Source organism: uncultured Dysosmobacter sp. (assembly GCF_947631635.1).
In the GTDB taxonomy this organism is placed as follows: domain Bacteria; phylum Bacillota; class Clostridia; order Oscillospirales; family Oscillospiraceae; genus Oscillibacter.
The window spans coordinates 29356-41289 of sequence record NZ_CANRMB010000033.1 but is presented as its reverse complement, the minus strand read 5'-3'; the positions used below and the strand labels follow the sequence as shown (position 1 = coordinate 41289).

Here is an 11934-nt window from a genome sequence, read left to right as displayed (position 1 = left end):
TGGTTCGGAATAGTGTAGTGCTGGCGGTCTATCTCTTGTTTTCGGTTGCTTGCTTCCTTACCGTACATGAGCATTGTATTAAGGATTGAAACCTCTGATAAGCCTGCTATGTTGAGTCTTTCAGACAGTTTGCCTGATGATTCCACTTCATGAATACGGAGCAGCATTTATCCGTACTGGGACAGAAGCTGAGCGTTGCAGGAAGCTCCGTATCTTCATCTTCTATTTCATAATAACCGCCCCTAGAGAACAGACAAGCAGAATCAACCGACTGTTTGATACTCTCCCATCCGGGGATATCCGTGAGAAGTGGGTGGTGATCAGCACGACCTTCAACAGCTCTCGAGATCTGCGTCAGCGCAAGAACAGCGGCGTTATGGTGCCGAGCCATCACTTTAAGGGCAGCACAGGCATTTGGAGAACTATATACCGGATGCCTTTTCGGCGAAAGGTAATAGACATCTTGTAGGCAGTCCACCAATATAAGATCAACAGGCTTCCGAAAATCTTTCATCACCAACTTCATTTCATCAATGTTGCCGACACGATCCTCTGTGTAGAAGTTGCTGCATGAGGTTAAGTCGCGCTTAAAAGCATACACCCGGTCAGACACTTGAGATACCGACTGCCTTAAAGAAAAGACAAGAACCGTGCCACCCGCATCAGTAATGTTCGATGCGATTTGGAGTGCTATTGTCGTCTTCCCCATACCAGGGCGAGACCCAAGTAGGGCCAGTGTCCCCCGGCGTAAAAATGTGGTTTGTGAGTCGATTGACTCAAATCCTGTTCTAATAGCGGGATGATTGAGGTCGTATTTGGGTTTACCAAGTAGGAACTGATCCATTCTATCCATATCCAGAACGCCTCCAAAATAGAAATTGATGCTTCTGAAATGAGAATAACAAATGGGCTGTACGATATTCAGGACAGAATCCGAATTCCCTTAGCCGTTGAAAATGAACGCGTTGAATTATCCGAAGCGGGCATCTAACTTCATGTAAAAGTACGAGTAGATTTTGGTATTATGGAAATTGCCTTTCAAACATAGTAGGATACCCATGTACTTATTCAGTTTACTTCTCCCGTGCGTGGGACCTTTACTATGCAGTGAGCCTTTGAGTAAATGACTCAAGACAGTTTTGGGATTTGTGCCGCAAGGCGCAGTGCCCCACCTAATAGCGCTTTGATTTGATGTATTTCAAGTCGAAGTGCTCTTTTTTTGTCCAAATTCCGATTCCATCGGGTTTGAGAATATTTTGAAAGGCGGTTACGCAATCATGACGGAAAGCAAAATCTACGCGGACAATTTCAAATGCTCTTTCGGAAATTCGGATCAGTTTCTGGATTTTCTGAAGGAACGGAAGGAGAAAAGCTTATGGATGAAAGCGCCCTCGAACAGCCTCCAGTTTAAGCCCCTTGAGAAGGACTCCGAGCTTGGGAGCCTGTACATGCAGCTCTATCAGTCCAACGGCAGTGCGGAGATCCTGGTTGATACCATGGAGAATACCAGCCTGCTGCTGAGCGTGAATGGCGCGGATTACCCCGTGCGATCCTGCGCCCTGAAGACCATCCTTGAGCGTGCCAGGATTTCTGGAAACGCACTTGGGAAGGTATCGAAGTCGGTACTGACGCAGATTCTCAACTACTGCCTGGATGTCGCCACTGGAGATAGTCTGATCAAGGTGGCGGATGACAAAGTATCTGCGGTACATGGTGGAGATCCCTCTGACTACGCTGTGCTGGAGATGCTGCCCATGTTCCAGAGCGTGAAGGACTTCCTGGATGACGAGTTCCCTGGGAACAGCTTCCTTACGGCAAACTACGATCATTCGGTGGTCACGGCAATCTGGAGCCTGGATGGACAGGCCAACGACCTGCTGGATACCTACTATCAGGAACTGGCGGCAAATGGCCTGAGTGGAAAAGTCAATGTCACACCGGGCCTGCGAGTCACAACTTCTGATGTCGGTGTCAGCGGAGCCAACCTGTACCCAATTCTGCTGAACAAGCATGGAGACAAAATCATTCCGCTGGGAGCCCCTATCAAAACCGAGCATAGCAATGGTGTTAATCTGGATAAGTTCGAGGCGCAGCTGAAGCTGCTCTATGCACGGTTCCGGGAGACCATTGAGAAGCACAAGAAGATGATGGGGATCGAGATCCGGTATCCGAAGAACACCATGCTTGGCGTTCTCAAACACATCAAAGCACCGAAGAAGGCGAGCTATGAGGCCCTGGATCAGTTCCTGGCTCTCAATGGCGAGCAGCCCTGCACCGCCTATGAGCTGTATCTGGCAATGAGTGAGGTAATTTTCCTCATTCAGTGTGAGGGTGCATCCGGTGTCCGGATCGCACAGCTGGAGGAGTGTATCGCGAAGGCCGTCCATGTGAAGTGGTCGGAATACGATCACCCCGGCGACTTCAAATGGTAATCAGGAGGGAGAACAAGATGGCAAACTATTACGCGTCAATAAGAACGAATTACTTCCGCGTCAAAGACGAAAAGAAGTTTCGTGAGTTTATGGCCCATGTCTCCGGAACGGAAGATCGCGTTGAGTTGTGGGAAGAAAAGGACAAGAATGGCAACACCGTCTTTGGCTTTGGTACGCTTGGCGGTATTGCCGGTGTCACTGATTACCACAACAATTCTGAGGATGACGGCGAGGATGAGGACAGCGAGGCCGATTTCGACGCGTTCCTCGATTCGCTTCAGACCTTTGTTGCTGATGATGATGCAATCATCATTCTGGAAAGCGGCCATGAGAAACTGTGTTATGTGGTTGGAAGCGCATACATCATCACGAAAGATCGTTGTGACTGTCTGGATATCAGCGATCTTGCCGTGAAGTACGCTGCACAGTTGCTCGGGAATCCGGAGTGGACGACTATCTGTGATTACTAAGGAGCGTTTAATATGTCACTTGATTTGAATTACAAACCGAATGTGTTCGTGGAAACGGCCAACCTCACGGAAGACGAGTGGCTGGCGTGGAGGCGGAAAGGTGTGGGCGGCAGCGATGTAGCTGCGGCCCTCGGTTTATCCCCCTACAGGACGGCGAGAGAGCTTTACTATGACAAGATCGGCGTCGTGCCCGCAGTGGAGGGTGAGGACAAGTCTATCACCTTTGAAATCGGACATCTGCTTGAAGATGTTGTGGCTAAGATCTTTGCCAAGAAAACCGGCCTGTCTGTCTTTCAGGATCAGAAAATGTTCCAGCATCCGCTGTTCCCATTCATGCTGGCGGATGTGGACCGATTCATTCATCTGCCTAATGGTGACACTGGCATCTTAGAGTGCAAAACCGCTCACTATGATACCCAGTACCTGTGGGCGAATGGCGCAGTGCCCAGGCACTACGAGTTGCAGGTAAAGCATTACATGGCAGTCATGAACATTGATGTCGCCTACATTGCGTGCCTGTTCTCAAATAGCGAAAGTGACTTCGTGTGGCGGAAAATTGAGCGGGATCTGGATGAGGAGGAAAACAATATCCTTCTGCTCCAGAACTTCTGGAACCGCTATGTTCTCAACCGCGTGGAACCTCCGCTGACGGAGAAACCGGACATGGTGCTGGCTGCGCTGAGCCGCTACTATGGGCCTGCGGATAAGAACGCACCTACCGTTACCGTTGGTGCTGAATTTGCCCCGGCCCTGGAGCAGCTGCTTGCCATGAAGGCTCAGAAGAAGGACCTGGATGCTCAATCGAGGAAACTCGACGAGCAGATTAAGCGCACCTATGCCCCAATTGCGGAGCTGATGGGCGCTGCCTGCGGTGCCATCTGCGAGAGTAACGGGATCAAGTACAACATTTCGTTTGCTCCACAGTATCGCGAGGGCATCTCCAAGGACAACCTCAGCAAGCTGAGAGCGCAGTACCCGGATGCCTATGACGATCTGGTGCAGACCACGGAGAGCCGGATCTTCAAGTTGACTAAAGCCATCGCATAACAGGAGGTCTTCAACCATGGAAATGACCTATGTGTGTTCGCCGCTCTCTGCCCCATCTCGGGCAGAGAGATTGGCGAATGCCGCAAAAGCTACTACTTACATGATCTGGGCGGAAAAGGAGTTTGGCGGTCGCGCTGTTGCTCCTCACGCCTATCTTCCGTATTTATTAGATGACAGTGTTCCGGAGCAACGGGCACTGGCATTGGATTTCGGACTGAAACTACTGGGTATGTGTTCCCGCCTGGTTGCCTTTGGAGACCGGTTATCTGCTGGTATGAAAAAGGAGATTGAGGCGGCACACGAAAAGGGTATTCCTGTCTTCTATCGGACTGGCATCTGCACTGAGAGCAAGCCTGCCGTCAAGAGGACACCGGTAATTGTTGGCCGACCTATAAACGGGGTTACTCTCAATGGCCTGGAGTACCTGCAAGATGAAGATGGTGTCCCTATCTACTTTGAGGATCGGGATGCTGCCAGAAAGTATCTTCGCGAGCATGGCGTGACTGATGACGAGATGGAGGATATGGAATTCCGCGAAAGCAACGGAATCTGCCGTTTCTGCGGGAGCCCTCTGTTTCCCAGTGATGTCGAGGAATACACCTATCAGTGTTTCCAATGCGATGAAGACTTTTACTCCATCGAGCAGAGTCCGGTATCCAACAGTTTGAATGCGGAGGTGAATGGATGATATGCCGATATGAACGGACGATCTTCAAGTCCTCAGATGGATTCTGTATCTTTCTCTATGTGACGGAAGACCAGACGGTTCCAATGGAGGCACGAAGAAACAGCTATCAGTCAAGCAAGAAAATCCACTTCAGCGCCATTGGCCACCACCTGCCGGAAACGGACACGGTGGAGGTCGATCTGGACGGTAAGTGGCAGCAGTCAAGTTATGGTGTCCAGTTGTCGGTTGAGAAATGCGAGCAGAAGCTACCCACCGATAACAAGGGCATCGTAGCGTATCTCAGTTCTGGTTTTATCAAAGGGATAGGCCCTGAAACCGCAAAGGCCATCGTTGCCCGTTTCGGTAGCAGGACGCTCGAAGTGATGGAAAATGACCCGCAGCAGCTCCTGACAATCAAAGGGATCAAGCAGGGCAAACTCCAAAAGATCATCGACTCCTATGAAAAGACCCGTAAACTGGGGGCTCTGACTGCGTTCCTTGCTCCTTATGATGTTTCGGAGAAGAAGATCATGAAAATCCAGGAGAAGTTCGGTGACAACAGCCTCAACATCGTCAAGACAGATCCATTTCAACTTTGCCGGATCAAAGGGTTTGGCTTCCTGACGGTTAATGCCATTGCGAAGAAGGTCAAAGTCAGCCCGAAAAATCCGTTGCGGTATGCTGGCGCTATTGAGTACACACTGGAGGAAGCTCGAAACTCCGGGCACTTATTTCTCCCGCGTGATGAGTTGATTGACCGGAGCCACACTCTTCTGAACGATGGTTATGGGCGCGAAGTGGTGTCAAAGGCTGAAATACTCACTGCCATACAAAGCGAGCACCAAAATGGAAGCATCTATGTTGAGCATGAAAGAGTCTATCTGACATTCGAGCGCACCTGTGAGGTGAAGGCGGCGAAAAGGCTGGTGTCATTGCTCCTGTCTGAGCCAATTCCCAAGATCAGAAATCTGGATGATGAAATCAAGAAGACTGAGGCGAAGATTGGACAAACCCTTGCTCCATCGCAAAGAAATGCGGTCAAGCTGTGTCTGGAAAACCGCTGTGCCATCATGACCGGCGGCCCCGGCGTTGGCAAAACCACCACTTTGCGTGCGATACTGGACATCTACCATCGCCTGAACCCGGACAATGAACTGCTTCTTGCAGCTCCGACCGGTAAGGCAAGCAGGCGGATGACAGAGCAAACGGGATTCCCGGCATTTACCCTGCATTCGGCTATGGGAATTATCTCGGAAGAGGATCTGGAGGAAGAGAAACCTGATTTCCTCTCAGCGGATTTCGTTGTCATTGACGAATATTCCATGGTGGATATGAAGGTGACTTATGCCTTGTTCCAACGGCTTAAACCCGGCGTACAGATCCTGTTCGTCGGTGATCCGGATCAGCTCCCCTCAGTGGGCGCAGGAAATGTCTTGCGGGAATTGCTGCGAAGCGGTGTGATTCCAACGGCGGTGCTGGATACGGTTTTCCGTCAGGCATCGAACAGCCGGATCTTCCTCAATGCTTACGCGGTGAACAACAATGACACCAATCTCCAGTTTGGAGATGATTTTGCCCTTTATGAAGCAAAGGATAGCGAGGCGGCAGCCGCACTGGTGATTCGAGCCTATCTGTCCGAAGTGAAGAAAAAGGGCATTGAGGGTGTTCAGATACTGTCCCCTTTCCGCAAGCGAGGAGCAGTGGGTGCAGATCAACTCAACAAAGAGATCAGAGATCTCATCAATCCGCAGCGTGCCGGCGTCAATGAGCTGAAGCATGGTTCAAAGGTGTTCCGCGAGGGTGATCGCATTATTCAGACGAAGAACAACGAGGCTGTGTCCAATGGAGATGTGGGCGTCATCGAACGCATCTACAAAGATGACGAGGGTGATGTTCAGGTTGACATTAAGCTGTTCGACGGTCGGGCTGTTACCTATAGCGAAGACTTAATGGATGATGTTGACTGGTCTTATTGCATCACGATCCACAAGAGCCAAGGAACAGAGGTGCCAACTGCTATCATCCCGCTGATGAAGGAACACTACATCATGTTGCGGCGGAATTTGCTTTATACAGCCATTTCCCGTGCAAAAGAGAAAGTGATCCTGATAGGACAGCGGCAGGCAGTCTACATGGCAATTCACCGGAGCGATGTGGATAAGAGAAACACGGTGTTTGCGGACCGTATCGTGGCCTATCTCAACAGAGAAGTTCAAAAAAGAGCGTGTTAAAAAGCGGCGTCAAGGAGGCGTTCTGCCTCCTTGCGCCGACTATGATTGGAGGTTTCATACAAATGACGGAAAACAATGCGCGAATCATCCCTACGATCAATGCGGTAGACAACTTCAACCCTGCGGACTTTACACGGCAGTTGCCCAATGAGGATGGCACTATGAGTCTTTATTTGGATGTCAAGTACCGGCTCCTTTGGTTCCGGCTCCACAGACCCAACGGGAAGATCGACTCCGAGATCATCCATGTGGATGATAAATCGGCGGTGGTCTGCTGCAAGCTGTATGCGGATCGAGGCGATGCCCTGGATCAGTATGTGGCGAAGTCCAGTGCCCAGAGATTTGTGACCCAGGAACGCTTTGGTGACCGCTATCTTGAAACGGCGGAAACCGCAGCGATGGGCCGAGTGCTTGCCGCTGCCGGATACGGTACGCAGTTCTGCGGCGCTGCTGATATGTTTGGCGATATTATGGTGGATGCGCCTGTGGATCTCGGTGCAGTTGAAGAAGACTGTTCCGAAGAGCCGGGAGTGGCAAGCCAGGTCAAACATGAAACGAAGCAGACCGGAACTGCTCAAACGGCTGCCACGGTTTCTATGCCGCAGCCGGCACCTGCTACTGCCCCAGCCCCTGCTGCTGCTCCTAAAAAGCAGGAGCCTGTCACGCTGGAGGACTATCTGAACTCCATGACGCTGGAAGAGGCAAAGAATGTGCGTATTGATGTTGGCTACTACAAGGGCAATACCCTGGGCGAACTCGCCCTGCGGAAGCCCAGCGATCTGGAGTGGTATGTCAAAAACTATTCGGACCGGAATCTGGCGCTGAAGGCCGGGGCAATCCTGCTTGTCGATGCAGCCAGTAAAATGGCAAGCTGATGGGTTGGTTTGGCAGATGGGAGGTGAAGCACAATGGGTTTCCGTGACGAGCTGCCATGCAGCATTCGGGATGTGGTGGATTTGCTCAGTATCCAGGTGATCCGGGACACTGGCACGCAGCTCCATTGCAGATGCCCATTTTGCGATGACAGAAAAGCACACCTGAATGTCAAACTGGATAAGAATGTGTTTCGCTGCAACCGATGCGGCGAAGGCGGAGGAGTGCTGCACCTGTATGCCGCAGCCACGAACATCAGCATGGCAGCAGCCTATGAGGAGTTGTGCCGCGTTTTTCAGTCCGGAGAGGACATCCGAAGAAGAAAGCTTAATGACACGCCCCGAAATCAGAGGATTGTAACACCGGAAGCTGAGTTGGCTCCATCCAATATCCGCGATAATACTTACAGAAATCTCCTCTCTCTGCTCACTCTTGGGTCCATGCACAGAGAGTCCCTGCTTATGCGGGGACTCTCTGGCGATGCAATTGACCAACTTGGGTATCGAACCACACCTGCGGTGCGGTCGGGGCGCATAGTTGCGGAGCTTCTGGAGCGCGGATGCGAATTGGAAGGTGTTCCAGGTTTCTACCGTGATCGCGAGACTGGCAGTTGGAAATTGGATATTCGGGCTTCGGGTATTATGATCCCAGATCGGAATATGCTCGGAGAGATTGAGGCCATTCAGATCCGCCTGGATCGGCCCTACAAGTCCAAATTTAACAATCTCACCAGTGTTGATAAGTATTACGGGACAACCGCTTCCTGCTGTCCACATTTCGCAGGCCCACATGATTCTGATGCGGTCTATCTAACTGAAGGTGTCATGAAGGCAGATATTGCTCAGTATCTATCGAATGCACTTGGCCAACCCAGATGCTTTATTGGCCTAACTGGAGTGGGCAATATCAATCAGTTCCGTAGACTGCTCAAGGAATTGGCCACCGTTCATATCAACCGGATCATTGTCGCTTTCGACATGGATGCCCTGATCAATGAAAATGTGCGGAATGCACGACAGCGGGTATTACAGGAAGGCAGCGATGCCGGATTTGAGATGACACCAATTGCCTGGGATGAAAAATACAAAGGGATTGATGACCTGCTGCTCTCTTTCAAGGAGGCAAGGGCATCATAAAATCAGTAAGGTCGCTGTTGCACTTCATGAGCAACGGCGACCTTTTTGCGGAGATGACGACTGATATGACTGTGAAAGATATATTAAGCTTCCCAAGCGGGCTCTACACCAGCGGTGATCTTGTGATTATGCGCCAGAAAGGAATAGGCTTCTTGATCATGGAAGAGACACATCATAACTGGGTGGAGTTACGCAGATATGATGAAGCTGGTCTATTGACCGAGGTAACTTATGAACGAGCGTGAAAGGAATTGATGGAATGAATACGAAAATCAACTATTTATATCGTGACGCTGATAACTACAAAGTCCACAATGAGTGCGTTGTCCAAGGAACTATTTCCGCTGAACAAATCGCTGTTATCCTGGAATGTTTGGATGAAGGAGAATACTTTATCCCCCATCTGGTGGGCCTGCCGGAGAAACGGTTTGATACCTTTGATCCGCAGGTCGATCATCCGTATTTTGAGTTGTCGGAGGATAGCTTTGCGGAAACGATGGAGTCGGAAACTGTCGAAGTTCAGGTAGATGAACTCGTATCAGCGTTTTTGTGCTGCAAGGGGAAATGGGAGCAAATTGACCCGGATCGGACGATGGAATTGCTGAACATACTCATTGATGAAAAAGTCAATGATGAAGGCGGCCATGGATATCGGGTTGTTGAGAGATTAGTGGAACTAGGCTTCTCCAAAAAGGAACTCATGGTTCTGAAGTTTGCTGAGAGCGACATCGACCGCGCAATGCAGGAGGGCAAAGAAAATGTTTGAAATCTACTTTTCTGACCTGACACCGGAGGCACAAGAGCGTTTCTTGGCCTCCTGTGGCCTTTCCAACGCTGCTGAGGGCAATTATGATGTGTTCCCGATAACAGCCATCCCCACTCCGGAAATGGACAGGGAGAGCGCAGGAACAAGCGAAAACGGGGCCTGTAATGAGGAATCTACCAAAGCCTCAGATATTGTGGAATGGGAGGAACCCTGGCATGAATGAAGTCAAACACGAGCGATTTCGGCGTATTGTCGAAAAGAGAATGACGGGCATCATCAAGGATCTAAAGAAACTCGGGAATTGCGCTGAGCCAGCATCGTATGAGTACACGGAAAGAGAAGCAGAGCAAATAATTGCGGAGCTTGAATTACAGATTTTTCACCTCCGGGAGCGGTTCGCCGGCAGAAAGCGGTTCTCGTTGAGAAACGAGGACAATACAGCCAACGACACACCAGATAACGCGGCTTCCTTTGAAGTTGATTGCGGGGTTGGCGTTATTGTAGTTGATGAACTCCTGAGCGGCCCCCATCCTGGAGTAAGAGTATTCTTCAAACTCCCTGATTGTAACCGTCCCGAAGAAAACTAATTTGAACTTATTTGCCATTAGGGGGTTTCATTTGCCCCACCTTTTTCTCCATTTATAGTGAAGGGGCATTTGCCCACAAATCCATTTTTTTGAAGGAGCAAATTACGATGGAACTGTTTAACCGAAGAGAGACGGCAGCCATTCTTGGAGTATCGCTAACTACCTTGGATAAAATGCGTGAGAACAAGAAAATCGGATACTATCAGTCCTGCCCAGGCGGTAAGGTTCAGTTTACCAGAAAACACATTGAACAATACTGGGAGCGGATTGAGAGTGAGCCGCGAGAGAAGTATGCGAGGAAGCCTAAGAAGGCAAAACTGATTTTTTAATGGAGTGGGCCGTTGCAGAATGCCAAATTCTGCAACGGCCCTTTTTCTGCGCTCAAATTCTGTTTTCAGATGGGGGACGATCATTCGAGATTCAGAGCGAAGAACAAACCATTGCTCATTATCCATAGAACGCAGGATGAAGAAAAACAGAGTCGTGATTAGATGTGCGGATACCAATTTCTGGGCGGTTTTCCCACCGCAAATTTAACCTCAAACCCTCAAAAAAAGGCTTCCCACCGCAAATTTAACCTCAAAAATTGTGCTATAAAAGGTTACGCACCACAATATATTGTGGTGTGCTTTTTGAAAAAATAGACCCCTTAGATTTAGGTATCGTAACTTTTGACATAAGAAAACCCCGGAAAACCGAAGTTTTCCGGGGTAACTGATAACAAAATCAGCGCTTGGAGAACTGGGGAGCACGACGGGCGGCTTTCAGGCCGTACTTCTTGCGCTCCTTCATACGGGGATCGCGGGTCAGGAAACCGGCCTTCTTCAGGATGGGACGGTTGTCCTCGCTGGCCAGCAGCAGGGCGCGGGCGATGCCGTGGCGCAGAGCGCCGGCCTGACCGGAAACGCCGCCGCCGGTGACGGTGGCAACGATATCCATCTTACCGGTGTTGCCAGTGGCCTCCAGGGGCTGACGGACCACCATCTTCAGGGTGTCCAGGCCGAAGTACTCGTCGATGTCGCGGCCGTTGATGATGATGGAGCCGGTGCCGTTGGGGAACAGATGGACGCGGGCCACGGAGGACTTCCGGCGGCCAGTGCCATACAGATAAGGCTTCTTAGACTGATACATTCTCTTACTCCTCCTTATTCGACGTCCAGAGCGACGGGCTTCTGGGCCTGCTGCTCGTAGTTGGCGTCAGCGTAGATGTGCAGGCGCTTCAGAGAATCCTTGGCCAGGGTGTTCTTGGGCATCATGCCCTTGACGGCCACTTCCATGGCCAGCTCGGGCTTCTCCTGCATCAGGATGCGGTAGGGAGTCTCCTTCAGACCGCCCACCCAGCCGGAGTGGCGGCGGTAGATCTTCTGGGTGCCCTTGTTGCCGGTCAGAACGGCCTTGCCGGCGTTGATGATGATGACGTGGTCGCCGCAGTCAGCGTTGGGGGTGAAAGTGACTTTGCCTTTGCCGCGCAGCAGGTCGGCAGCCCGGACAGCGGTCTTGCCCAAGGGCTTGCCGGCGGCGTCCAGGATGTACCACTTGCGCTCAATGTTGGCCTTGTTTGCCATAAAAGTGGACATGGTGTTTCCTCCATATGATATATTTGCATTTGCTTTACAAATCAAGAGCTCCGGGGTAAAATCGGAGCAAGGATATTTATACCACGGGAAACAAGCTCTGTCAACAGCAAAATGATTTACACCGGGAAAAACTCGATTTTTCTCTCGA

Annotated in this window: 14 protein-coding genes; 11 read left to right on the top strand and 3 right to left on the bottom strand. The window is 50.6% G+C overall.

Annotated features, from left to right (window positions below):
- Positions 1 to 106: 106 nt before the first annotated feature.
- On the bottom strand, positions 107 to 853 hold the full coding sequence (locus tag Q0Z71_RS14425) for a DnaB-like helicase C-terminal domain-containing protein (RefSeq protein WP_298024276.1): 747 nt from the start codon (positions 851 to 853) through the stop codon (positions 107 to 109).
- A gap of 526 nt (positions 854 to 1379) precedes the next feature.
- On the opposite strand from Q0Z71_RS14425, the gene Q0Z71_RS14420 reads away from it, so the two are divergent.
- The 11 genes from Q0Z71_RS14420 (at position 1380) to Q0Z71_RS14370 (ending at position 10538) form a co-directional block, all read left to right on the top strand.
- Positions 1380 to 2432, top strand: coding sequence for a transposase (locus tag Q0Z71_RS14420; RefSeq protein WP_298024274.1), 1053 nt, complete (start codon positions 1380 to 1382; stop codon positions 2430 to 2432).
- A gap of 17 nt (positions 2433 to 2449) precedes the next feature.
- On the top strand, positions 2450 to 2902 hold the full coding sequence (locus Q0Z71_RS14415; protein WP_298024272.1) for a hypothetical protein: 453 nt from the start codon (positions 2450 to 2452) through the stop codon (positions 2900 to 2902).
- 12 nt (positions 2903 to 2914) lie between these two features.
- A complete protein-coding gene (locus tag Q0Z71_RS14410) occupies positions 2915 to 3949 on the top strand; it encodes a YqaJ viral recombinase family protein (RefSeq protein ID WP_298024270.1) in 1035 nt (344 codons plus the stop codon).
- Between the two features lie 16 nt (positions 3950 to 3965).
- Positions 3966 to 4637 (top strand): hypothetical protein, encoded by a 672-nt coding sequence (locus Q0Z71_RS14405; RefSeq protein WP_298024268.1) that lies wholly within the window; start codon positions 3966 to 3968, stop codon positions 4635 to 4637.
- The gene (locus Q0Z71_RS14400) at positions 4634 to 6847 is read left to right on the top strand and encodes an ATP-dependent RecD-like DNA helicase (RefSeq protein ID WP_298024266.1); all 2214 of its coding nucleotides are present in this window, start codon (positions 4634 to 4636) and stop codon (positions 6845 to 6847) included. Before Q0Z71_RS14405 ends, Q0Z71_RS14400 begins: the two co-directional genes overlap by 4 nt.
- A 62-nt stretch (positions 6848 to 6909) precedes the next feature.
- The gene (locus Q0Z71_RS14395; RefSeq protein ID WP_298024264.1) at positions 6910 to 7722 is read left to right on the top strand and encodes a hypothetical protein; all 813 of its coding nucleotides are present in this window, start codon (positions 6910 to 6912) and stop codon (positions 7720 to 7722) included.
- Between the two features lie 33 nt (positions 7723 to 7755).
- Entirely contained in the window at positions 7756 to 8856 is a 1101-nt protein-coding gene (locus Q0Z71_RS14390) for a CHC2 zinc finger domain-containing protein (protein ID WP_298024262.1), read from the top strand.
- Between the two features lie 259 nt (positions 8857 to 9115).
- A complete protein-coding gene (locus tag Q0Z71_RS14385) occupies positions 9116 to 9622 on the top strand; it encodes a hypothetical protein (RefSeq protein WP_298024260.1) in 507 nt (168 codons plus the stop codon).
- Positions 9615 to 9845 (top strand): hypothetical protein, encoded by a 231-nt coding sequence (locus tag Q0Z71_RS14380; RefSeq protein WP_298024258.1) that lies wholly within the window; start codon positions 9615 to 9617, stop codon positions 9843 to 9845. The genes Q0Z71_RS14385 and Q0Z71_RS14380 overlap by 8 nt, the downstream gene beginning before the upstream one ends.
- Positions 9838 to 10209, top strand: coding sequence for a hypothetical protein (locus Q0Z71_RS14375; protein ID WP_298024256.1), 372 nt, complete (start codon positions 9838 to 9840; stop codon positions 10207 to 10209). Before Q0Z71_RS14380 ends, Q0Z71_RS14375 begins: the two co-directional genes overlap by 8 nt.
- A gap of 107 nt (positions 10210 to 10316) precedes the next feature.
- The gene (locus Q0Z71_RS14370) at positions 10317 to 10538 is read left to right on the top strand and encodes a helix-turn-helix domain-containing protein (protein ID WP_298024254.1); all 222 of its coding nucleotides are present in this window, start codon (positions 10317 to 10319) and stop codon (positions 10536 to 10538) included.
- A 397-nt stretch (positions 10539 to 10935) separates the two neighbouring features.
- On the opposite strand, the gene rpsI is transcribed toward Q0Z71_RS14370, so the two are convergent.
- On the bottom strand, positions 10936 to 11340 hold the full coding sequence (rpsI, locus tag Q0Z71_RS14365) for a 30S ribosomal protein S9 (RefSeq protein ID WP_298024252.1): 405 nt from the start codon (positions 11338 to 11340) through the stop codon (positions 10936 to 10938).
- 14 nt (positions 11341 to 11354) lie between these two features.
- Complete coding sequence (rplM, locus tag Q0Z71_RS14360) at positions 11355 to 11786, bottom strand: 50S ribosomal protein L13 (RefSeq protein ID WP_298024250.1); 432 nt, start codon at positions 11784 to 11786, stop codon at positions 11355 to 11357.
- Between the last annotated feature and the right edge of the window lie 148 nt (positions 11787 to 11934).